This window comes from Streptomyces sp. NPDC059850 (assembly GCF_042731515.1).
In the GTDB taxonomy this organism is placed as follows: Bacteria; Actinomycetota; Actinomycetes; order Streptomycetales; family Streptomycetaceae; genus Streptomyces.
The window spans coordinates 20,025-43,350 of the sequence record NZ_JBHWJI010000017.1 but is presented as its reverse complement, the minus strand read 5'-3'; the positions used below and the strand labels follow the sequence as shown (position 1 = coordinate 43,350).

Genomic DNA, 23,326 nt, shown 5'->3' with positions numbered 1-23,326 from the left:
GATCACGCGGGGGCGAACCGAGCCTAGGACCAGGGGGCTACGGCTTCGCGGAGGAGCCGAATAGTCGTACCGGTGTGGTGCGTGAGCACGCTGTGTCGCACGCGGTCGCCCTGGGCCGATACGGATTTCACCTTCGGCGGCCGAGCGTGTAATGTCTTCATCGCTCGCCCCAATAGCTCAGTCGGCAGAGCGTCTCCATGGTAAGGAGAAGGTCTACGGTTCGATTCCGTATTGGGGCTCTGATGTGTGAGGCATCCCGTTCGACTCCGGTCGGACGGGGTCCTGATCGCATCGAAGCGGTGTAGCTCAGTCGGTAGAGCAAGCGGCTCATAATCGCTGTGTCACCGGTTCAAGTCCGGTCACCGCTACACACAGTAGCCGATTGTGGGGTCGGTCCTCCGGTCGGCTACTCTTTACTGCGTTCTTCAGTCCTATCCGTTCGTCAAGGAGCACTCAACGTGGCTGCCACCGACGTCCGCCCGAAGATCACGCTGGCCTGCGTGGAGTGCAAGGAGCGGAACTACATCACCAAGAAGAACCGGCGTAACGACCCGGATCGTCTTGAGATCAAGAAGCACTGCCCGCGTTGCAACGCGCACACCGCGCACCGCGAGACGCGATAGCAATAAGCTCTCATTCGAGGCCGCCCCCACTAGCGGGGGTGGCCTCGTTTCGTTAGTCATCAACCGCAGGAGGTGCCGAGGCGATGGCGCTTGATCCGTCTTTCGTCGGGCGGACCTACCCGCCCACCGACCCGTATGAGGTCGGCAGGGAGAAGATCCGCGAATTCGCCGAATCGATCGGCGAGACCAACCCGGTCTACACCGATCCGGAGGCGGCCAAAGCGCTCGGCTACTCCGATGTGATCGCACCGCCCACGTTCGTCTTCGCGATCACCTTCAAGGCCGCACGGCACCTGGTCGTCGGCGACCCGCAGCTCGGCCTGGACTTCAACCGGGTGGTGCACGGCGACCAGAAGTTCACGTACACCCGGCCCATCGAGGCGGCCGACCGGCTCACCGTCATCACCAGGATCGACGACATCAAGTCCCTCGCGGGCAACGATGTGATCCTGATCAGCGGTGAGGTGCGCGACGCCGCGGGCGAGCACGTGGTCACCGCGATGACGAAACTGGTGGCGCGCGCCGCCGAAGCGGAGGAGAGCAGATGAGCGCCAAGATCTCGTACGACGCCGTCGAGGTCGGCACCGAACTTCCCGCGCAGACCTTCCCGGTGAACCGAGCCGACCTCATCGCGTACGCCGGTGCCTCGGGCGACTTCAACCCGATCCACTGGAACGAGAAGTTCGCCAGGGAGGTCGGCCTCCCCGACGTCATCGCCCACGGCATGTTCACCATGGCCTCGGCGATCCGCGTGGTGACCGACTGGACCGGCGACCCCGGGACCGTCGCCGACTACGGCGTGCGCTTCACCAAGCCGGTCGTCGTCCCGAACGACGACAAGGGCGCGCTCATCGAGGTCGCCGCCAAGGTGGCCGCCAAGCTGGACGACGAAGCCCGCACCGTCCGGGTGGACATCACGGCGACCAGCGAGGGCCAGAAGGTGCTGGGCATGGCCCGCGCCGTCGTCCGGCTCGCGTAATTCCCCGGGGCCCCCACCGCCCCCGGCGCCGCGCCGGGGGCGCCCCCGTACTCTGGAGCGCGTGCAGGAACTCCATGACGCCCCCCTCGCCCCCCTCACCACCTTCCGCCTCGGCGGCCCGGCCACCCGGCTGATCACGGCCACCACGGACGACGAGGTGATCGCCGCGGTCCGCGAGGCCGACGCGACCGGCACCCCGCTGCTGCTGATCGGCGGCGGCAGCAACCTGGTCATCGCGGACAAGGGCTTCGACGGCACCGCCCTGCACATCGCGACCACCGGCTTCACCCTCGACGGCACCCGGCTGGAGCTGGCCGCGGGCGAGAACTGGTCCGACGCCGTGGCCCGTACGGTCGAGGCGGGCCTCGCCGGGATCGAGTGCCTGGCCGGAATCCCCGGCTCCGCGGGCGCGACGCCGATCCAGAACGTCGGCGCGTACGGCCAGGAGGTCTCCGCCACCCTCACCGAGGTGGTCGCCTACGACCGCCGCGCCGACGCCGTCGTGACGATCCCCGCCGCCGACTGCGACTTCTCCTACCGCCACAGCCGCTTCAAGGCCGAGCCGGACCGCCACGTGGTGCTGCGGGTCCGCTTCGAGCTGGAGGACGCGGGCGGGGCGTCCGCGCCCATCAAGTACGCCGAGACCGCCCGGGTGCTCGGCGTCGAGGTGGGCGACCGGGTGCCCGCCGACACCGCCCGCCGGACCGTGCTGTCGCTGCGCGCGGGCAAGGGCATGGTGCTCGACCCCGAGGACCACGACACCTGGTCCGCGGGATCGTTCTTCACCAACCCGGTGCTGACCGAGAGCGCCTACGAGGCCTTCCTGGCCCGCGTCGCCGACCGCCTCGGCCCGGACACCGCGCCGCCCGCCTTCCCGGCGGGGGAGGGGCGGATCAAGACCTCCGCGGCCTGGCTGATCGACAAGGCGGGCTTCACCAAGGGCTACGGCACCGGCCCGGCCCGCATCTCCACCAAGCACACCCTCGCGCTCACCAACCGCGGCGAGGCCACCACCGAGGACCTGCTGGCGTTGGCCCGCGAGGTGGTGGCCGGGGTCGAGGAGGCGTTCGGCGTGACGCTGGTCAACGAGCCGGTGACGGTGGGCGTGAGCCTCTGACAGTGCCACGTGGCACTGTGCTCAATCCGCCAGCCACCCGTCGATCCCGGCCAGCAGCCGCGCCCGGACATCCTCCGGCGCCGCCGACCCCCGCACCGACTGCCGCGCCAGCTCGGCCAGTTCCTCGTCGCCGAACCCGTGGTGCTCGCGCGCCAGCTGGTACTGGGCCGCCAGCCGCGACCCGAACAGCAGCGGGTCGTCGGCGCCCAGCGCCATCGGCACCCCGGCCTCGAACAGGGTGCGCAGCGGTACGTCCTCGGGCTTCTCGTAGACCCCGAGCGCGACGTTGGAGGACGGGCACACCTCGCAGGTCACCCCTCGGTCGGCCAGCCGGGCGAGCAGCCGCGGGTCCTCGGCCGCGCGCACGCCGTGGCCCACCCGGGCCGCGAGGAGGTCGTCCAGGCAGTCGCGGACGCTGCCGGGCCCCGACAGCTCCCCGCCGTGCGGGGCGGCCAGCAGCCCGCCGTCCCGGGCGATGGCGAAGGCGCGGTCGAAGTCGCGGGCGAAACCGCGCCGCTCGTCGTTGGAGAGCCCGAAGCCGACCACCCCGCGGTCCGCGAAGCGCACCGCGAGCCGGGCCAGCGTGCGGGCCTCCAGGGGGTGCTTCATGCGGTTCGCGGCGACCAGGACCCGCATCCCGAGCCCGGTGTCCCGGGAGGCGCTGTCGACCGCGTCCAGGATGATCTCCAGGGCCGGGATCAGCCCGCCCAGGCGCGGGGCGTACGAGGTGGGGTCGACCTGGATCTCCAGCCAGCCGGAGCCGTCCGCGACGTCCTCCTCGGCGGCCTCGCGCACCAGCCGCCGGATGTCGTCGGGCTCCCGCAGACACGACCGCGCGATGTCGTACAGCCGCTGGAAGCGGAACCAGCCGCGCTCATCGGTGGCCCGCAGTCTCGGCGGTTCGCCGCCGCTCAGCGCCTCGGGCAGATGGACGCCGTATTTGTCGGCGAGTTCGAGGAGCGTGCCGGGGCGCATGGAGCCGGTGAAGTGGAGATGCAGATGCGCCTTGGGGAGCAGATGTACATCGCGTGCCATCTGGAGATTTTGCCGCACGTCCGGACCCGCCGGTACCGCTTTCGCCGAACGTGGGCTTGCCCGTACATGAATCCGAGTCAGGGCGGGGCGCGTACGAAAGCGGGCGCCCAGCCGTGGCCGGGCGCCCGCTCTCGTAGGGGGAAGCGCTGCTCAGGCGCGCGCCTCCGCCAGCAGCTTCTGGACCCGCGAGATGCCCTCGACGAGGTCCTCGTCGCCCAGCGCGTACGACAGCCGCAGGTAGCCCGGTGTGCCGAACGCCTCACCCGGCACCACGGCGACCTCGGCCTCTTCCAGGATCAGCGCGGCCAGCTCGACGGTGGTCTGCGGCCGCTTGCCGCGGATCTCCTTGCCGAGCAGCCCCTTGGCCGACGGGTAGGCGTAGAACGCGCCCTCCGGCTCCGGGCACTCGATGCCGTCGATCTCGTTGAGCATGCGCACGATGGTGCGGCGACGGCGGTCGAACGCCTCGCGCATCGTGGCGACGGCGTCGAGGTCACCGGAGACGGCGGCCAGGGCGGCGGCCTGGGCGACGTTGCTCACGTTGGACGTGGCGTGCGACTGCAGGTTGGTCGCGGCCTTCACCACGTCCTTCGGGCCGATGATCCAGCCGACCCGCCAGCCGGTCATCGCGTACGTCTTCGCGACACCGTTGACCACGACGCACTTGTCGCGCAGCTCGGGCACCACCACGGGCAGCGAGTGGAAGGTCGCGTCGCCGTAGACCAGGTGCTCGTAGATCTCGTCGGTGAGCACCCACAGCCCGTGCTCGGCGGCCCAGCGGCCGATCTCCTCGATCTGCTCGCGGCTGTAGACCGCGCCGGTCGGGTTGGACGGCGAGACGAAGACCAGCACCTTGGTGTGCTCGGTGCGGGCGGCCTCCAGCTGCTCGACGGAGACGCGGTAGCCGGTCGTCTCGTCCGCGACGACGTCCACCGGGACACCGCCGGCCAGCCGGATCGACTCCGGGTAGGTGGTCCAGTACGGCGCGGGGACGATGACCTCGTCGCCCGGGTCGAGGATCGCGGCGAACGCCTCGTAGATCGCCTGCTTGCCCCCGTTGGTCACCAGGATCTGGGACGCCTCGACCTCGTAGCCGCTGTCGCGCAGCGTCTTCGCGGCGATGGCGGCCTTCAGCTCGGGAAGCCCGCCGGCCGGGGTGTACCGGTGGAACTTGGGGTCACGGCAAGCCGCCACCGCCGCCTCGACGACATAGTCGGGCGTCGGGAAGTCCGGCTCGCCCGCGCCGAAGCCGATCACCGGGCGCCCGGCGGCCTTGAGGGCCTTGGCCTTGGCGTCGACGGCGAGGGTGGCGGACTCGGAGATGGAACCGATCCGGGCCGACACCCGTCGGTCGGTCGGGGACTGTACGGGGGGAGTAGCAGCGGTCATGGAAGCATCGTCGCAGACGGGCGAAAAGGGCGGTACACGGGTTTAACGAGACTCACACAAGTCTCCTGTCGGAACCCGGGCGGAAACCTGTCCGAAGGGCGTGGGCGCTTCTCGTTCGACGCCTGGCCGTCAAGCACGTACACTCAACCGTCGTTGGCCGCTCAACTGACGTATCCGACCCGCACACTCCGTGCAGCGGGATGGATGCGGTAGGTTGGGGGTTGCCGCAAAGGGTCGTAGCTCAATTGGTAGAGCACTGGTCTCCAAAACCAGCGGTTGGGGGTTCAAGTCCCTCCGGCCCTGCTACACGCACTTGATCGTCAGGGTGCGTGCATGCGTACGCAAGGACAAGCACCGCTGTGCGGCCGGGCCGGACGCGGCACGGCCACGACCCGGATTCAGGTGAGGACGAGTGACGGAAGCCCTTGGCTCCACCGCGACGCCTGAGAGCGGTCGTCCCGACGAGGACGAGGTGGCGACCAAGAAGGGCCGCCGTGGTGGCAAGCGCGCGAAGAAGGGGCCGTTCGGCCGCCTCGCGCTGTTCTACCGCCAGATCATCGCCGAGCTGCGCAAGGTCGTCTGGCCCACGCGCAGCCAGCTGTCGACGTACACCAGCGTGGTGATCGTCTTCGTGCTGATCATGATTGGCATCGTGACCGTGATTGACTATGGGTTCAACAACGCCATCAAGTACGTCTTTGGCTGAGATCCCGCGGAGGGCGGCCGTGTCCCGGCAGCGCCCTTTCGCACGTTCCACCCCTTGAAGCCAGGAAGAAGCAGCCACCGTGTCTGACCCGAACCTGAACGACGCCGCCGAGCCCGTCGAGTCCCGTGAGGACGAGCTCGACATCGTCGAGGCGGCGGACTCCGACCAGGCTGAGGCCGCTGACGCCGCGGCGGGCGAGCCCGCCGAGGAGGCCGCGCTGCACGTCGAGGACGAGGCCGAGGCCGTCGCAGAGGTCGCCGAGGACGAGGAGGCCGAAGAGGCCGCCGTCGAGGTCGACCCGGTCGAGGCGCTCCGCGAGGAGCTGCGCGGGCTGCCCGGCGAGTGGTACGTGATCCACACCTACGCGGGCTACGAGAAGCGCGTGAAGGCGAACCTGGAGCAGCGTGCCGTCTCGCTGAACGTCGAGGACTTCATCTACCAGGCCGAGGTCCCCGAAGAAGAGATCGTCCAGATCAAGAACGGCGAGCGCAAGAACGTCCGCCAGAACAAGCTCCCGGGCTATGTGCTGGTGCGCATGGACCTGACGAACGAGTCCTGGGGCGTCGTGCGGAACACCCCCGGTGTCACCGGCTTCGTGGGCAACGCCTACGACCCGTACCCGCTGACCCTGGACGAGATCGTCAAGATGCTCGCCCCGGAGGCCGAGGAGAAGGCCGCCAAGGCCACCGCCGAAGAGGGCGGTGCCCCGGCGCCCAGCCGCAAGGTCGAGGTCCAGGTGCTGGACTTCGAGGTCGGCGACTCCGTCACGGTCACCGACGGCCCGTTCGCCACGCTGCAGGCCACGATCAACGAGATCAACGCCGACTCGAAGAAGGTCAAGGGCCTGGTCGAGATCTTCGGCCGGGAGACCCCGGTCGAGCTGAGCTTCGACCAGATCCAGAAGAACTGACGCTTCTTCCCCCACCCTTCCGACAGGTCAGGCGGGCCCTTCCGGGGCCCGTCTGACCTGCTCGGTTTTAAGCCGCGCATCCATACCCGTTATCGTTGTGCGGTATGCCTCCATCCGGATGACCGGATTAGGAGGCGGACCACCTCTCACTAGGACCCGGAGAGAGCATGCCTCCCAAGAAGAAGAAGGTCACGGGGCTGATCAAGCTCCAGATCCAGGCCGGCGCCGCGAACCCGGCACCGCCGGTCGGCCCCGCGCTGGGTCAGCACGGCGTCAACATCATGGAGTTCTGCAAGGCCTACAACGCCGCGACCGAGTCGCAGCGTGGCATGGTCATCCCGGTGGAGATCACGGTCTACGAGGACCGTTCCTTCACCTTCATCACCAAGACTCCGCCGGCCGCGAAGCTGATCCTCAAGGCCGCGGGCGTGGAGAAGGGCTCCGGCGAGCCGCACAAGACCAAGGTCGCCAAGATCACCCGCGACCAGGTCCGCGACATCGCCACCACCAAGATGCCCGACCTGAACGCCAACGACCTGGACGCCGCCGAGAAGATCATCGCCGGCACCGCCCGATCCATGGGCATCACGGTCGAGGGCTGACAGCCACCCCGTAGCACCACCGTGGCAGGACCAATGCGCGGTCCGGACCACGACTCCGAACTCAATCTTCAGGAGCAGAGTTGAGCAAGCGCAGCAAGTCCCTCCGCGCTGCGGACGCCAAGATCGACCGGGAGCGCGTGTACGCCCCGCTCGAGGCCGTCCGTCTCGCCAAGGACACCTCCCCGAGCAAGTTCGACGCGACCGTCGAGGTCGCCATGCGCCTGGGCGTCGACCCGCGCAAGGCCGACCAGATGGTCCGCGGCACCGTGAACCTGCCGCACGGCACCGGTAAGACCGCCCGGGTCCTGGTCTTCGCGACCGGTGACCGTGCTGCGGCCGCGGAAGCCGCTGGCGCCGACATCGTCGGCTCCGACGAGCTGATCGACGAGGTGTCCAAGGGCCGCCTGGACTTCGACGCCGTCGTCGCCACCCCGGACCTCATGGGCAAGGTCGGCCGCCTCGGCCGGGTGCTCGGTCCGCGTGGTCTGATGCCGAACCCGAAGACCGGCACCGTCACCCCGGACGTGGCCAAGGCCGTCACGGACATCAAGGGCGGCAAGATCGAGTTCCGCGTCGACAAGCACTCCAACCTGCACTTCATCATCGGCAAGGTGTCGTTCGGTGAGGCGCAGCTGGTGGAGAACTACGCCGCGGCGCTCGAGGAGATCAACCGTCTCAAGCCGTCCGCCGCGAAGGGCCGCTACATCAAGAAGGCGAGCCTGAGCACGACGATGGGCCCCGGCATCCCGCTGGACGCCAACCGCACGCGCAACCTGCTGGTCGAGGAAGAGGCCGTCTGAGCCTCCCCCTGACCGGAACCGCCGGGCCCCCGCACCTCGTGAAGAGGTGCGGGGGCCCGGCGCGTTGCTGTCGGCGGCCCTCGGTAGGGTCATGAACCGACAGTCGTAAAAGGCAAATAAGGGGGAACCGTGCGCGGTACTCATGTGGGCGTGCGTTGCGTGATCGCTGCCTGTGGTGTTGTTCTGATGGCCGGGCTCACCGCGTGCGGGAGCGACGGCAAGTCCAGCGACGACAAGGCGGGCGACAAGGGCGGCAACGGCGGGCAGTCGGTGGGCAGCCCGCTGGCCGCGCTGAAGCTCGCCTCGCAGCGTACGGACCAGCAGCACTCGGCCAAGGTCGAGGGCTCCACCCAGAACGGTCCCATGAACATGGACATGACCGGCTCGATGGACTGGTCCGACGGCATGCGCGCCGACATGGTCCTCACGCAGAAGGGCGGCGCCAGCTCCTCCACGCCCGGCGGCGGCGCGCCCATGAAGGCCCGCTACACGCCGGACGCGATGTTCGTGAACCTGGGCCAGAGCGTTCCGTCGCAGGCCACCGGCGGCAAGAGCTGGATCAAGTACGACTACGACGCCTTCGCGAAGCAGACGGGCGCCTCCGGGGCCTTCCTCAAGGACCAGATGCAGAACAACAACCCGTCGCGCTCGGTGCAGCTGCTGATGGCCTCGGGCAAGGTGAAGAAGGTCGGCTCGGAGACCGTCAAGGGCGCCGAGGCCACCCACTACACCGGCACGGTCGAGGTCTCCGAGCTGGCCAAGATGCAGTCCAAGGACCTGAGCAAGTCGGACCTGGACGCCCTGCAGCAGCAGATGGAGCAGTCCGGCATGAAGACCGAGACCATCGATCTGTGGATCGACAGCAAGAACCTGCTGGTCAAGAAGCGTGAGCAGGCCAAGAGCAAGAGCGGCGTCTACGACTCGACGGTCTTCTACTCGGACTACGGCACCAAGGTCACGGTCGAGGAGCCGGCGGCCACGGAGACCGTGGACTTCCAGGAGCTGCAGGGTTCGCAGCAGTAGCTGATTTGCCCGGCCGAGGCCCGTTCGCGTAATCTGCTGCAGAAGCCAAAGACCGCTGGTTGTCGCTGTGTCTCCGCAAGGGGAGACGGCGGCTGAAGGATCCGCTAGCTGCGGACGACCCGCGCAGGTGAATGTGGTGAGAACTCCCGAACGGGCCCTTGGGCCGTTCGGTCGAGTCACGCCCCGTGCGCCTGCGCCGGGGCGTTTTCGTGTTGTTCAGCCTCCTTCCTTCAGGCCGTAGCGGTCCTCATCACCCGGAAGGAGGCCGAGGCTCATGGCGAGTCCCGACAAGGTCGACGCCGTCGACGAGATGCGGGAGAAGTTCAGCACCTCGAACGGCGCCGTTGTGACCGCGTACACCGGTCTCACCGTCGCGCAGCTCAAGGAGCTGCGCCGTTCGCTCGGTGAGAACGCCCAGTACCGTGTGGTGAAGAACACGCTGACCAAGATCGCGGCCAACGAGGCCGGGATCAACCAGATCGACGACCTGTTCACAGGTTCGTCGGCCGTCGCCTTCGTGACCGGTGACCCGGTCGAGGCGGCGAAGGGTCTCCGTGACTTCGCCAAGGACAACCCCGCTCTCGTCATCAAGGGCGGTGTCCTTGACGGCAAGGCGCTGTCCGCCGACGAGATCAAGAAGCTCGCGGACCTCGAGTCCCGCGAGGTGCTGCTCTCCAAGCTGGCGGGCGCCATGAAGGCCAAGCAGTCTCAGGCTGCCGCGCTCTTCCAGGCCCCGCTCTCGAAGTTCATCCGCACCGCGGAGGCGCTTCGGGCCAAGGCTGCCGAGCAGGGCGGTGCCGGCGAGCCGGCTCCCGCCGAGGCCGAGGCCGCCGAGTAACTCGGCCCCGGTCACAGCGGGCCCGGAAGAAGCCCGCCACCATTTTCATCCGGCACCTGCCGAACTAGTGGAAGGACCGCCATCATGGCGAAGCTCACCCAGGACGACCTGCTCGCGCAGTTCGAGGAGATGACCCTCATCGAGCTCTCCGAGTTCGTGAAGGCCTTCGAGGAGAAGTTCGACGTCACCGCCGCCGCCCCGGCCGCCGTCGTCGCCGCCGGTGCCCCGGGTGCCCCGGCCGCCGCTGAGGCCGAGGAGGAGCAGGACGAGTTCGACGTCGTGCTCACCGGCGCCGGCGACAAGAAGATCCAGGTCATTAAGGTCGTGCGTGAGCTGACCTCCCTGGGCCTGAAGGAGGCCAAGGACCTCGTCGACGGCACCCCGAAGCCGGTCCTCGAGAAGGTCTCCAAGGAGGCCGCGGAGAAGGCCGCCGAGTCCCTCAAGGGCGCCGGCGCCTCCGTCGAGGTCAAGTGATCTCACGGGTCGGATGACCCACTGTGCCGTGAGGGCGATCACCCGTTGGGGTGGTCGCCCTTCGGTGTTCTTGTGACGGCTACGCTGACTTTCCGGTTCCGGCAGGTATGGTGATCTTCGTTGCCCGTCGCCACGCCCTGTGACGATCTCGCCGGAGTGGGGGGCCTTGACGAACGGCACGCAGCGCGCAATTCTCGGGACGCGACGTCACACCGATCCGTAAGTCCGAGGCATGGATCGTCGGCGAAGCGGGCAGTATCGATATGCGCTGGCGAAGCGCGGGACTGCCGATCAGGCGGGTGAAGGACAACGAGGGGCGAGGCCTCTCACCGGAGGGAGAGATTGGCGCTGCCGGTCTCAGAAACTCGGCGCTGGACATCAGTGTGCCAAGTGGCTACACTGACCCTTTGCGCTGCCTGTTAGCTGCTCCCTGCCCGTCACCAGGGGCATGCCCACCTTCGAGCACTGCCGATGAAACCGCCCTGACCAGGGATTTCATCCATGGGCTCATGGTGGGACCGGTACGCGCGTAGTGAGTCCGAGCCCTCGGAAGGACCCCCTCTTGGCCGCCTCGCGCAACGCCTCGACTGCCAATACGAACAACGGCGCCAGCACCGCCCCGCTGCGCATCTCCTTTGCGAAGATCAAGGAACCTCTCGAGGTTCCGAACCTCCTTGCACTGCAGACCGAGAGCTTCGATTGGCTGCTCGGCAATGCCGCCTGGAAGGCTCGTGTCGAGGCTGCGCTGGACAGTGGTCAGGACGTCCCCACCAAGTCCGGTCTGGAGGAGATCTTCGAGGAGATCTCCCCGATCGAGGACTTCTCCGGGTCGATGTCCCTGACCTTCCGCGATCACCGCTTCGAGCCGCCGAAGAACTCGATCGACGAGTGCAAGGAGCGCGACTTCACGTACGCGGCTCCGCTCTTCGTCACCGCCGAGTTCACCAACAACGAGACCGGTGAGATCAAGTCCCAGACGGTCTTCATGGGCGACTTCCCGCTCATGACCGACAAGGGCACCTTCTGCATCAACGGCACCGAGCGTGTCGTCGTCTCGCAGCTGGTCCGCTCGCCGGGCGTCTACTTCGACACCTCCATCGACAAGACGTCCGACAAGGATGTCTTCTCGGTCAAGGTCATCCCTTCCCGGGGCGCCTGGCTGGAGATGGAGATCGACAAGCGCGACATGGTCGGTGTGCGCATCGACCGCAAGCGCAAGCAGTCCGTCACCGTCCTCCTGAAGGCGCTCGGCTGGACCACCGAGCAGATCCTCGAGGAGTTCGGCGAGTACGAGTCCATGCGCGCCACCCTGGAGAAGGACCACACCCAGGGGCAGGACGACGCGCTGCTCGACATCTACCGCAAGCTGCGCCCGGGCGAGCCCCCGACGCGTGAGGCCGCGCAGACGCTGCTGGAGAACCTGTACTTCAACCCGAAGCGCTACGACCTCGCGAAGGTCGGCCGCTACAAGGTCAACAAGAAGCTGGGTGCGGCCGCTCCGCTGGACGCGGGCGTCCTGACGGTCGAGGACATCATCGCCTCGATCAAGTACCTGGTGAAGCTGCACGCCGGCGAGGTCGAAGCGGTCGGCGAGAGCGGTGACATGATCGTCGTCGAGACCGACGACATCGACCACTTCGGCAACCGCCGGATCCGTAACGTCGGCGAGCTGATCCAGAACCAGGTCCGCACGGGTCTGGCCCGTATGGAGCGCGTCGTCCGCGAGCGGATGACCACCCAGGACGTCGAGGCGATCACGCCGCAGACGCTGATCAACATCCGGCCGGTCGTCGCCTCCATCAAGGAGTTCTTCGGCACCAGCCAGCTGTCGCAGTTCATGGACCAGACGAACCCGCTCTCCGGGCTCACCCACAAGCGCCGTCTCAACTCTCTCGGCCCGGGTGGTCTGAGCCGTGAGCGGGCGGGCTTCGAGGTCCGTGACGTGCACCCCTCGCACTACGGCCGGATGTGCCCGATCGAGACGCCCGAAGGACCGAACATCGGTCTGATCGGTTCGCTCGCCTCGTACGGCCGCCTGAACGCCTTCGGCTTCATCGAGACCCCGTACCGCAAGGTCGTCGACGGTGTCGTCACCGACGACGTCGACTACCTGACGGCCGACGAAGAGGACCGCTTCGTCATCGCGCAGGCCAACGCCCCGCTCACGGACGACCTGCACTTCGCCGAGAACCGGGTCCTGGTCCGCCGCCGTGGCGGCGAGGTCGACTACATCCCGGGCGACGACGTCGACTACATGGACGTCTCGCCGCGTCAGATGGTGTCGGTCGCGACCGCCATGATCCCGTTCCTCGAGCACGACGACGCCAACCGCGCGCTCATGGGATCGAACATGATGCGCCAGGCCGTGCCGCTGCTCAAGGCGGAGTCCCCGCTGGTCGGCACCGGCATGGAGTACCGCTGCGCGGTCGACGCCGGCGACGTCATCAAGGCCGCGAAGGACGGTGTCGTCCAGGAGGTCTCCGCCGACTACGTGACGGTGGCCAACGACGACGGCACCTACACCACGTACCGGATCGCCAAGTTCTCCCGCTCCAACCAGGGCACGTCCTTCAACCAGAAGGTCGTCGTGGACGAGGGCGCCCGCGTCATCACCGGCCAGGTCCTGGCCGACGGTCCGTCCACCGAGGACGGCGAGATGGCGCTCGGCAAGAACCTCCTCGTCGCGTTCATGCCGTGGGAGGGCCACAACTACGAAGACGCGATCATCCTCAGCCAGCGGCTGGTGCAGGACGACGTCCTCTCCTCGATCCACATCGAGGAGCACGAGGTCGACGCCCGGGACACCAAGCTCGGCCCCGAGGAGATCACCCGGGACATCCCGAACGTCTCCGAGGAGGTCCTGGCCGACCTCGACGAGCGCGGCATCATCCGCATCGGCGCCGAGGTCGTGGCCGGGGACATCCTGGTCGGCAAGGTCACCCCGAAGGGTGAGACCGAGCTGACCCCGGAGGAGCGCCTGCTGCGCGCGATCTTCGGTGAGAAGGCCCGTGAGGTCCGCGACACCTCGCTGAAGGTGCCGCACGGCGAGATCGGCAAGGTCATCGGCGTCCGCGTCTTCGACCGCGAAGAGGGCGACGAGCTGCCCCCGGGCGTGAACCAGCTGGTCCGCGTCTACGTGGCGCAGAAGCGCAAGATCACCGACGGTGACAAGCTCGCCGGCCGCCACGGCAACAAGGGCGTCATCTCGAAGATCCTGCCGGTCGAGGACATGCCGTTCCTGGAGGACGGCACCCCGGTCGACATCATCCTCAACCCGCTGGGTGTCCCGTCCCGAATGAACCCGGGACAGGTCCTGGAGATCCACCTCGGCTGGCTGGCCTCCCGGGGCTGGAAGGTCGAGGGCTCTGAGGAGTGGATGCAGCGGCTGCAGGCGATCGGCGCCGACGAGGTCCAGCCCGGCACCAACGTCGCGACCCCGGTCTTCGACGGCGCCCGTGAGGACGAGATCGCCGGTCTCTTCGAGTCCACGATCCCGAACCGCGACGGCGACCGTCTGGTCCAGCCCTCCGGCAAGGCCCGGCTCTTCGACGGCCGCTCCGGCGAGCCGTTCCCGGACCCGATCTCGGTCGGCTTCATGTACATCCTCAAGCTGCACCACCTGGTGGACGACAAGCTGCACGCCCGGTCCACCGGCCCGTACTCGATGATCACCCAGCAGCCGCTGGGCGGTAAGGCTCAGTTCGGTGGCCAGCGCTTCGGAGAGATGGAGGTGTGGGCGCTGGAGGCTTATGGCGCCGCGTACGCCCTCCAGGAGCTGCTGACCATCAAGTCCGACGACGTCACCGGCCGCGTGAAGGTCTACGAGGCCATCGTCAAGGGCGAGAACATCCCCGAGCCCGGCATCCCCGAGTCCTTCAAGGTGCTCATCAAGGAGATGCAGTCCCTGTGCCTCAACGTGGAGGTGCTGTCCAGCGACGGCATGTCCATCGAGATGCGCGACACCGACGAGGACGTCTTCCGCGCTGCGGAGGAGCTCGGCATCGACCTGTCGCGGCGCGAGCCGAGCAGCGTCGAAGAGGTCTGACGGGTCTGGCCGGGGCGGTTCGTACGCACCCGCCCCGGCCTCTCCCCGGACCCCCAGTCAGACCCGAAGACACGACCCTGAAAGAGGGATTGACGACAAGTGCTCGACGTCAACTTCTTCGACGAGCTGCGGATCGGCCTCGCCACTGCTGACGACATCCGTCAGTGGTCCCACGGTGAGGTCAAGAAGCCGGAGACCATCAACTACCGCACCCTGAAGCCCGAAAAGGACGGACTCTTCTGCGAGAAGATCTTCGGTCCGACCCGGGACTGGGAGTGCTACTGCGGCAAGTACAAGCGCGTCCGCTTCAAGGGCATCATCTGTGAGCGCTGTGGCGTCGAGGTCACCCGCGCCAAGGTGCGCCGTGAGCGGATGGGCCACATCGAGCTGGCCGCTCCCGTCACCCACATCTGGTACTTCAAGGGCGTCCCGAGCCGTCTGGGTTACCTGCTCGACCTCGCCCCGAAGGACCTCGAAAAGGTCATCTACTTCGCCGCCTACATGATCACGTGGGTCGACGAGGAGCGCCGCACGCGCGACCTGCCCTCGCTGGAGGCCCACGTCTCCGTCGAGCGCCAGCAGATCGAGCAGCGCCGCGACGCCGACCTGGAGGCCCGCGCCAAGAAGCTCGAGGCGGACCTCGCCGACCTGGAGGCCGAGGGCGCCAAGGCCGATGTGCGCCGCAAGGTGCGCGAGGGCGCCGAGCGCGAGATGAAGCAGCTGCGCGACCGCGCCCAGCGCGAGATCGACCGTCTCGACGAGGTGTGGAACCGCTTCAAGAGCCTCAAGGTCCAGGACCTGGAGGGCGACGAGCTGCTCTACCGCGAGCTGCGCGACCGCTTCGGCACGTACTTCATGGGCGGCATGGGCGCCGCTGCCCTGCAAAAGCGCCTGGAGTCCTTCGACCTCGACGAAGAGGCCGAGAAGCTCCGCGAGATCATCCGGACCGGCAAGGGCCAGAAGAAGACCCGTGCGCTCAAGCGCCTCAAGGTCGTCTCCGCCTTCCTGCAGACCCGCAACAGCCCCAACGGCATGGTGCTGGACTGCATCCCGGTGATCCCGCCGGACCTGCGTCCGATGGTGCAGCTGGACGGTGGCCGCTTCGCGACCTCCGACCTGAACGACCTGTACCGCCGTGTGATCAACCGGAACAACCGCCTCAAGCGTCTCCTCGACCTCGGTGCCCCCGAGATCATCGTGAACAACGAGAAGCGGATGCTGCAGGAGGCCGTCGACGCGCTGTTCGACAACGGCCGCCGCGGCCGCCCGGTGACCGGTCCCGGTAACCGTCCGCTGAAGTCCCTCAGCGACATGCTGAAGGGTAAGCAGGGCCGGTTCCGTCAGAACCTGCTCGGTAAGCGCGTCGACTACTCGGCCCGTTCCGTCATCGTCGTCGGCCCGCAGCTCAAGCTGCACCAGTGCGGTCTGCCCAAGGCCATGGCGCTGGAGCTCTTCAAGCCGTTCGTGATGAAGCGCCTGGTGGACCTGAACCACGCGCAGAACATCAAGTCGGCCAAGCGCATGGTCGAGCGCGGCCGCACGGTCGTGTACGACGTGCTCGAAGAGGTCATCGCCGAGCACCCGGTGCTGCTGAACCGTGCGCCGACCCTGCACCGCCTCGGTATCCAGGCCTTCGAGCCGCAGCTGGTCGAGGGCAAGGCCATTCAGATTCACCCGCTCGTCTGCACCGCGTTCAACGCGGACTTCGACGGTGACCAGATGGCCGTGCACCTGCCGCTGTCCGCGGAGGCGCAGGCCGAGGCCCGCATCCTGATGCTGTCCTCGAACAACATCCTCAAGCCGGCCGACGGCCGTCCGGTGACCATGCCGACCCAGGACATGGTGCTGGGGCTGTTCTTCCTCACCACCGACGAGGAGGAGCGCGAGGTCATCGGCGAGGGCCGGTCCTTCGGCTCCAGCGCCGAGGCGATCATGGCGTTCGACGCCCAGGAGCTGTCGCTCCAGGCGAAGATCGACATCCGCTTCCCGATCGGCACCGTCCCGCCCCGCGGCTGGACCCCGCCGGCTCCGGAAGAGGGCGAGCCCGCCTGGCAGCAGGGCGACAGCTTCCGGCTGCGCACCACGCTGGGCCGCGCGCTCTTCAACGAGCTGCTGCCCGAGGACTACCCGTTCGTCGACTACTCGGTGGGCAAGAAGCAGCTCTCCGAGATCGTCAACGACCTCGCCGAGCGCTACCCCAAGGTGATCGTCGCGGCGACCCTGGACAACCTGAAGGCGGCCGGTTTCCACTGGGCCACCCGCTCCGGTGTCACCGTCGCCATCTCCGACATCGTCGTGCCCGAGGCCAAGAAGGCCATCATCACGGGCTACGAGGCGCAGGACGAGAAGGTCCAGAAGCAGTACGAGCGCGGTCTGATCACCAAGGACGAGCGCACCCAGGAACTCATCGCGATCTGGACCAAGGCGACCAACGAGGTCTCCGAGGCGATGAACGCGAACTTCCCGAAGACCAACCCGATCTTCATGATGGTCGACTCGGGCGCGCGCGGAAACATGATGCAGATGCGTCAGATCGCCGGTATGCGTGGTCTGGTGTCCAACGCGAAGAACGAGACCATCCCGCGGCCCATTAAGGCGTCGTTCCGTGAGGGTCTCTCCGTGCTGGAGTACTTCATCTCCACCCACGGTGCCCGTAAGGGTCTCGCGGACACCGCCCTGCGTACCGCCGACTCGGGTTACCTGACCCGTCGTCTGGTGGACGTCTCGCAGGACGTGATCATCCGCGAGGAGGACTGCGGCACCGAGCGCGGCCTCAAGCTGGCGATCGCGACCACGGGCGCGGACGGTGTGCTGCGCAAGACCGAGGACGTCGAGACCAGCGTGTACGCGCGCAGCCTCGCCGAGGACATCGTCGTGGACGGGAAGGTCCTGGCCCCGGCCGGCACCGACCTGGGCGACGTGCTCATCGACGAGCTGGTCCGGCACGGTGTGGCGACGGTCAAGACCCGCTCGGTGCTCACCTGTGAGTCCGCCGTCGGCACCTGCGCCATGTGCTACGGCCGCTCGCTGGCGACCGGCAAGCTGGTGGACATCGGCGAGGCGGTCGGCATTATCGCCGCCCAGTCCATCGGTGAGCCCGGCACCCAGCTGACGATGCGTACCTTCCACACCGGTGGTGTGGCCGGTGACGACATCACCCAGGGTCTGCCGCGTGTCGTCGAGCTCTTCGAGGCCCGTACGCCCAAGGGCGTCGCGCCGATCTCGGAGGCGGCCGGCCGCGTCCGGATCGAGGAGACCGAGAAGACCAAGAAGCTCGTCGTCACCCCGGACGACGGTTCCGACGAGACCGCCTACGGCGTCTCCAAGCGGGCCCGTCTGCTGGTGGGCGAGGGCGACCACGTCGAGGTCGGCCAGGCGCTGACCGTGGGTGCCACCAACCCGCACGACGTGCTGCGCATCCTCGGCCAGCGCGCCGTCCAGGTGCACCTGGTCGGCGAGGTCCAGAAGGTCTACAACTCGCAGGGTGTGTCGATCCACGACAAGCACATCGAGATCATCATCCGGCAGATGCTGCGCCGGGTCACGATCATCGAGTCCGGCGACGCGGAGCTGCTGCCGGGCGAGCTGGTGGAGCGTACGCGCTTCGAGGGTGAGAACCGTCGTGTGGTGCAGGAAGGCGGCCACCCGGCCTCCGGCCGTCCGCAGCTGATGGGTATCACCAAGGCCTCGCTGGCGACCGAGTCCTGGCTGTCGGCGGCGTCCTTCCAGGAGACGACCCGGGTGCTCACCGACGCGGCGATCAACGCCAAGTCGGACTCCCTGATCGGCCTCAAGGAGAACGTCATCATCGGTAAGCTCATCCCGGCCGGTACGGGCCTGTCCCGCTACCGCAACATCCGGGTCGAGCCGACCGAGGAGGCGAAGGCCGCGATGTACTCGGCCGTCGGCTACGACGACATCGACTACTCGCCGTTCGGCACCGGCTCCGGCCAGGCCGTCCCGCTGGAGGACTACGACTACGGTCCGTACAACCAGTAAGAGCGTCGATCTGTTCACAGGGCGGTCATCCCATGGCGGGGTGGCCGCCCTGCGGCTATGCTCCGGGTTGGTGTGTCCAGCGCGTGTGCATTTGTTTTGACCGGAGCCGATGCGGTAGGTACGCTCTGACCTTGTGCCTGGGGTGTCCCTGGGCTCCCGTATGCGCTAAGCGCTGCCGGGGGGCCGAGGTGTCGACACCAACAATTCGCACTCTCCTGACATTCGCAGGGGACTGCGGTGCGCGACACACCCGACCGCGTGGGTCGGAGAAACCCCAGGTTAGCTTTATCGAGATCGGCACACAGAAACCGGAGAAACGGTGCCTACGATCCAGCAGCTGGTCCGCAAGGGCCGCCAGGACAAGGTCGAGAAGAACAAGACTCCCGCACTGGCGGGGTCGCCGCAGCGTCGTGGCACGTGCACTCGCGTGTTCACCACGACGCCGAAGAAGCCGAACTCGGCGCTCCGTAAGGTCGCGCGTGTCCGGCTGAGCAGTGGGATCGAGGTCACCGCCTACGTCCCGGGTGAGGGTCACAACCTGCAGGAGCACTCCATCGTGCTCGTGCGCGGCGGTCGAGTGAAGGACCTGCCGGGTGTTCGCTACAAGATCATCCGCGGCTCCCTCGACACGCAGGGCGTCAAGAACCGCAAGCAGGCTCGCAGCCGCTACGGCGCCAAGAAGGAGAAGTAAACATGCCTCGTAAGGGTCCCGCCCCGAAGCGCCCGGTCATCATCGACCCGGTTTACAACTCTCCTCTGGTGACTTCGCTCATCAACAAGGTCCTGCTGAACGGCAAGCGCTCCACCGCCGAGCGCATTGTCTACGGCGCCATGGAGGGCCTGCGTGAGAAGTCCGGCAACGACCCGGTCATCACGCTCAAGCGCGCGCTGGAGAACGTGAAGCCGACCCTCGAGGTCCGCTCCCGTCGTGTCGGTGGCGCCACCTACCAGGTGCCGGTCGAGGTTCGTCCCGGCCGCTCCTCCACCCTCGCGCTGCGCTGGCTCGTGGGCTACTCCCGCGCCCGTCGCGAGAAGACCATGACCGAGCGCCTGATGAACGAGCTGCTGGACGCCAGCAACGGTCTCGGCGCCTCCGTCAAGCGTCGCGAGGACACCCACAAGATGGCCGAGTCCAACAAGGCCTTCGCGCACTACCGCTGGTAGTCGCTACCCCCATCGAGACCGAGAGAAGACTGAAGCCTTATGGCTACCACTTCACTTGACCTGGCCAAGGTCCGCAATATCGGGATCATGGCCCACATCGACGCGGGCAAGACGACGACCACCGAGCGGATCCTGTTCTACACCGGTGTGAGCTACAAGATCGGTGAGGTCCACGACGGCGCTGCCACGATGGACTGGATGGAGCAGGAGCAGGAGCGCGGCATCACGATCACGTCCGCCGCGACGACCTGTCACTGGCCGCTCGAGAACATCGATCACACGATCAACATCATTGACACCCCGGGGCACGTCGACTTCACCGTCGAGGTGGAGCGTTCGCTGCGCGTCCTCGACGGTGCCGTGACGGTGTTCGACGGTGTGGCCGGCGTTGAGCCGCAGTCCGAGACCGTTTGGCGTCAGGCGGACCGCTACGGCGTGCCGCGTATCTGCTTCGTCAACAAGCTCGACCGCACCGGTGCGGAGTTCCACCGCTGCGTCGACATGATCACGGACCGCCTGGGCGCGGTGCCGCTGGTCATGCAGCTGCCGATCGGCACCGAGGCCGACTTCAAGGGTGTTATCGACCTCGTCACCATGAAGGCGCTGGTCTGGAACATCGAGGCCTCCAAGGGCGAGATGTACGACACCGTCGACATCCCGGACACCCACACCGAGGCCGCCGACGAGTGGCGCGGCAAGCTGCTCGAGACCGTCGCCGAGAACGACGAAGAGATGATGGAGCTGTACCTGGAGGGCGAGGAGCCCTCCGTGGAGCAGCTGTACGCGGCGATCCGCCGCATCACCATCGCCTCCGGCGTGGGCGGCGGCACGACCGTCACCCCCGTGTTCTGCGGCACCGCGTTCAAGAACAAGGGCGTGCAGCCCCTGCTCGACGCGGTCGTCCGGTACCTGCCGTCGCCGATCGACGTCGAGGCGGTCGAGGGCCACTCGGTCAAGGACCCCGAAGAGATCATCAAGCGGCGTCCGACCGAGGAAGAGCCGCTGTCGGCTCTGGCGTTCAAGATCGCGAGCGACCCGCACCTCGGCAAGCTCACCTTCATCCGGGTTTACTCGGGCCGTCTCGTGGCCGGCACTCAGGTGCTGAACTCCGTGAAGGGCAAGAAGGAGCGCATCGGCAAGATCTACCGGATGCACGCGAACAAGCGTGAGGAGATCGAGTCGGTGGGTGCCGGTGACATCGTCGCCGTCATGGGTCTGAAGCAGACCACCACCGGTGAGACCCTCTGCGACGCGTCGAGCCCGGTGATCCTCGAGTCCATGGACTTCCCGGCCCCGGTCATCGAGGTGGCCATCGAGCCGAAGTCCAAGGGCGACCAGGAGAAGCTGGCCGTCGCGATTCAGCGGCTGGCCGAGGAGGACCCGTCCTTCCGCGTCAAGACTGACGAGGAGACCGGCCAGACCATCATCGCCGGTATGGGTGAGCTTCACCTCGACGTGCTGGTCGACCGCATGAAGCGCGAGTTCAAGGTCGAGGCCAACGTCGGCAAGCCGCAGGTGGCCTACCGCGAGACCCTGAACAAGGCGGTCGAGCGGTACGACTACACGCACAAGAAGCAGACTGGTGGTTCCGGCCAGTTCGCCAAGGTGCAGATCGCGCTGGAGCCGCTCGAGGGCGACGGCTACGAGTTCGAGAACAAGGTCACCGGTGGCCGTATCCCGCGGGAGTACATCCCGTCCGTGGACGCGGGCTGCCAGGAGGCCATGGAGTTCGGCGTGCTCGCCGGATACCCGCTGACCGGCGTCAAGGTCGTGCTTCTCGACGGTGGCTACCACGAGGTCGACTCCTCCGAGATGGCCTTCAAGATCGCCGGTTCGATGGCCTTCAAGGAGGCCGCCCGCAAGGCCAGCCCGGCCCTGCTCGAGCCGATGATGAAGGTCGAGGTCACGACGCCCGAGGACTACATGGGTGACGTGATCGGCGACATCAACTCCCGCCGTGGTCAGATCCAGTCCATGGAGGACCGTAGCGGCGCCAAGCTGGTGATCGGTCTGGTCCCGCTGTCGGAGATGTTCGGCTACGTGGGCGACCTGCGCAGCAAGACCTCTGGCCGCGCCAGCTACTCCATGCAGTTCGACTCCTACGCCGAGGTTCCCAAGAACGTCGCTGAGGAGATCATCGCGAAGGCCAAGGGCGAGTAACGCGGGTTCATCCGCATTCCTCACCGTTTAGGCTGGAGCAAGAGGCATCGGGTGTTCCGTCATAGATCGTCCACCGTGGCGGTCCATGACGGGGCCCCGGCCGCCGGCCCCCATAACGAATACGGCGAAGGGCATCCCCCTCGGGGTCCTGGCCGGTTCGGTAAGACCACCTGAACCCGTCCGCAAGGCGCGGATGCGTTACAGAACCACTCCGTAGGAGGACCCCAGTGGCGAAGGCGAAGTTCGAGCGGACTAAGCCGCACGTCAACATCGGCACCATCGGTCACATCGACCACGGTAAGACCACTCTTACCGCGGCGATCACCAAGGTGCTGCACGACGCGTTCCCGGACCTGAACGAGGCCTCGGCCTTCGACATGATCGACAAGGCGCCGGAAGAGCGCCAGCGCGGTATTACGATCTCCATCGCGCACGTCGAGTACCAGACGGACTCGCGTCACTACGCGCACGTTGACTGCCCCGGTCACGCGGACTACATCAAGAACATGATCACCGGTGCGGCGCAGATGGACGGCGCCATCCTCGTGGTCGCCGCCACCGACGGCCCGATGCCGCAGACCAAGGAGCACGTCCTCCTGGCCCGCCAGGTCGGCGTTCCGTACATCGTCGTCGCCCTGAACAAGGCCGACATGGTGGACGACGAGGAGATCCTGGAGCTCGTCGAGCTCGAGGTCCGCGAGCTGCTCTCCGAGTACGAGTTCCCGGGCGACGACGTCCCGGTCGTCAAGGTCTCGGCGCTCAAGGCGCTCGAGGGCGACGCCGAGTGGGGCAAGTCCGTCCTCGACCTCATGAAGGCCGTCGACGACGCGATCCCGCAGCCGGAGCGTGACGTCGACAAGCCGTTCCTCATGCCGATCGAGGACGTCTTCACCATCACCGGTCGCGGTACGGTCGTCACCGGCCGTATCGAGCGCGGTGTGCTGAAGGTCAACGAGAACGTCGACATCATCGGCATCAAGAACGACAAGACCTCGACCACCGTCACCGGTATCGAGATGTTCCGCAAGCTGCTCGACGAGGGCCAGGCCGGTGAGAACGTCGGTCTGCTGCTCCGTGGCATCAAGCGCGAGGACGTCGAGCGCGGCCAGGTCATCATCAAGCCGGGCTCGGTCACCCCGCACACCGAGTTCGAGGCGCAGGCGTACATCCTGTCCAAGGACGAGGGTGGCCGCCACACGCCGTTCTTCAACAACTACCGTCCGCAGTTCTACTTCCGTACCACGGACGTGACGGGCGTTGTGACCCTCCCCGAGGGCACCGAGATGGTCATGCCGGGCGACAACACCGAGATGTCCGTCCAGCTGATCCAGCCGGTCGCCATGGAGGAGGGCCTGAAGTTCGCCATCCGTGAGGGTGGCCGGACCGTCGGCGCCGGTCAGGTCACCAAGATCACCAAGTGATCTGACGCTCTTCGGAGCACGCTCCCCGGAGCACCGAGCCC

The 23,326-nt window shown here is 67.2% G+C and carries 19 protein-coding genes and 3 tRNA genes; 20 read left to right on the top strand and 2 right to left on the bottom strand.

Annotation, left to right across the window (positions count from 1 at the left end; all coding sequences use genetic code 11):
- The first annotated feature begins 166 nt into the window (after positions 1-166).
- The 6 genes from ACFV9T_RS16375 (at position 167) to ACFV9T_RS16350 (ending at position 2,719) form a co-directional block, all read left to right on the top strand.
- A tRNA-Thr gene (locus ACFV9T_RS16375) sits at positions 167-239 on the top strand.
- 56 nt (positions 240-295) lie between these two features.
- Positions 296-368 (top strand) — tRNA-Met (locus tag ACFV9T_RS16370).
- A 90-nt stretch (positions 369-458) separates the two neighbouring features.
- Complete coding sequence (gene rpmG / locus ACFV9T_RS16365; RefSeq protein WP_009715907.1) at positions 459-623, top strand: 50S ribosomal protein L33; 165 nt, start codon at positions 459-461, stop codon at positions 621-623.
- Between the two features lie 83 nt (positions 624-706).
- Positions 707-1,171, top strand: coding sequence for a MaoC family dehydratase N-terminal domain-containing protein (locus ACFV9T_RS16360; RefSeq protein ID WP_009715906.1), 465 nt, complete (start codon positions 707-709; stop codon positions 1,169-1,171).
- Positions 1,168-1,602: a MaoC family dehydratase gene (locus ACFV9T_RS16355; protein WP_385440616.1), complete on the top strand. Its 435-nt coding sequence runs from the start codon at positions 1,168-1,170 to the stop codon at positions 1,600-1,602. Before ACFV9T_RS16360 ends, ACFV9T_RS16355 begins: the two co-directional genes overlap by 4 nt.
- A gap of 61 nt (positions 1,603-1,663) precedes the next feature.
- Complete coding sequence (locus ACFV9T_RS16350) at positions 1,664-2,719, top strand: UDP-N-acetylmuramate dehydrogenase (RefSeq protein ID WP_385440614.1); 1,056 nt, start codon at positions 1,664-1,666, stop codon at positions 2,717-2,719.
- A gap of 21 nt (positions 2,720-2,740) precedes the next feature.
- Here ACFV9T_RS16350 and ACFV9T_RS16345 read toward each other — a convergent pair whose 3' ends face one another.
- Positions 2,741-3,754: an adenosine deaminase gene (locus tag ACFV9T_RS16345; protein WP_385440613.1), complete on the bottom strand. Its 1,014-nt coding sequence runs from the start codon at positions 3,752-3,754 to the stop codon at positions 2,741-2,743.
- Between the two features lie 150 nt (positions 3,755-3,904).
- Positions 3,905-5,143, bottom strand: coding sequence for a pyridoxal phosphate-dependent aminotransferase (locus tag ACFV9T_RS16340; protein WP_385440610.1), 1,239 nt, complete (start codon positions 5,141-5,143; stop codon positions 3,905-3,907).
- A gap of 230 nt (positions 5,144-5,373) precedes the next feature.
- On the opposite strand from ACFV9T_RS16340, the gene ACFV9T_RS16335 reads away from it, so the two are divergent.
- The 14 genes from ACFV9T_RS16335 to tuf all read left to right on the top strand — a co-directional run bounded on the left by ACFV9T_RS16335 (position 5,374) and on the right by tuf (position 23,285).
- Positions 5,374-5,446, top strand: a tRNA-Trp gene (locus tag ACFV9T_RS16335).
- A gap of 109 nt (positions 5,447-5,555) precedes the next feature.
- Complete coding sequence (gene secE / locus ACFV9T_RS16330; protein ID WP_009715901.1) at positions 5,556-5,849, top strand: preprotein translocase subunit SecE; 294 nt, start codon at positions 5,556-5,558, stop codon at positions 5,847-5,849.
- 79 nt (positions 5,850-5,928) lie between these two features.
- Complete coding sequence (gene nusG, locus ACFV9T_RS16325) at positions 5,929-6,759, top strand: transcription termination/antitermination protein NusG (RefSeq protein ID WP_385440608.1); 831 nt, start codon at positions 5,929-5,931, stop codon at positions 6,757-6,759.
- A gap of 167 nt (positions 6,760-6,926) precedes the next feature.
- Positions 6,927-7,361 (top strand): 50S ribosomal protein L11, encoded by a 435-nt coding sequence (gene rplK / locus ACFV9T_RS16320; protein WP_385440605.1) that lies wholly within the window; start codon positions 6,927-6,929, stop codon positions 7,359-7,361.
- An 80-nt stretch (positions 7,362-7,441) separates the two neighbouring features.
- Entirely contained in the window at positions 7,442-8,161 is a 720-nt protein-coding gene (gene rplA, locus ACFV9T_RS16315; RefSeq protein WP_385440604.1) for a 50S ribosomal protein L1, read from the top strand.
- 186 nt (positions 8,162-8,347) lie between these two features.
- Complete coding sequence (locus ACFV9T_RS16310) at positions 8,348-9,184, top strand: hypothetical protein (protein WP_385440602.1); 837 nt, start codon at positions 8,348-8,350, stop codon at positions 9,182-9,184.
- 274 nt (positions 9,185-9,458) lie between these two features.
- A complete protein-coding gene (rplJ, locus tag ACFV9T_RS16305; RefSeq protein ID WP_385440599.1) occupies positions 9,459-10,022 on the top strand; it encodes a 50S ribosomal protein L10 in 564 nt (187 codons plus the stop codon).
- Between the two features lie 84 nt (positions 10,023-10,106).
- Positions 10,107-10,496, top strand: coding sequence for a 50S ribosomal protein L7/L12 (gene rplL / locus ACFV9T_RS16300; protein ID WP_385440598.1), 390 nt, complete (start codon positions 10,107-10,109; stop codon positions 10,494-10,496).
- A gap of 562 nt (positions 10,497-11,058) precedes the next feature.
- The gene (gene rpoB, locus ACFV9T_RS16295; RefSeq protein ID WP_385440596.1) at positions 11,059-14,541 is read left to right on the top strand and encodes a DNA-directed RNA polymerase subunit beta; all 3,483 of its coding nucleotides are present in this window, start codon (positions 11,059-11,061) and stop codon (positions 14,539-14,541) included.
- 99 nt (positions 14,542-14,640) lie between these two features.
- Entirely contained in the window at positions 14,641-18,540 is a 3,900-nt protein-coding gene (locus ACFV9T_RS16290) for a DNA-directed RNA polymerase subunit beta' (RefSeq protein WP_385440595.1), read from the top strand.
- A gap of 319 nt (positions 18,541-18,859) precedes the next feature.
- On the top strand, positions 18,860-19,231 hold the full coding sequence (rpsL, locus tag ACFV9T_RS16285; RefSeq protein ID WP_014054153.1) for a 30S ribosomal protein S12: 372 nt from the start codon (positions 18,860-18,862) through the stop codon (positions 19,229-19,231).
- Positions 19,232-19,233: 2 nt separating this feature from the next.
- Positions 19,234-19,704: a 30S ribosomal protein S7 gene (gene rpsG, locus ACFV9T_RS16280; RefSeq protein ID WP_014178748.1), complete on the top strand. Its 471-nt coding sequence runs from the start codon at positions 19,234-19,236 to the stop codon at positions 19,702-19,704.
- A gap of 39 nt (positions 19,705-19,743) precedes the next feature.
- Positions 19,744-21,864: an elongation factor G gene (fusA, locus tag ACFV9T_RS16275; protein WP_385440594.1), complete on the top strand. Its 2,121-nt coding sequence runs from the start codon at positions 19,744-19,746 to the stop codon at positions 21,862-21,864.
- A 227-nt stretch (positions 21,865-22,091) separates the two neighbouring features.
- Positions 22,092-23,285, top strand: coding sequence for an elongation factor Tu (tuf, locus tag ACFV9T_RS16270; protein WP_385440591.1), 1,194 nt, complete (start codon positions 22,092-22,094; stop codon positions 23,283-23,285).
- Positions 23,286-23,326 lie beyond the last annotated feature (41 nt).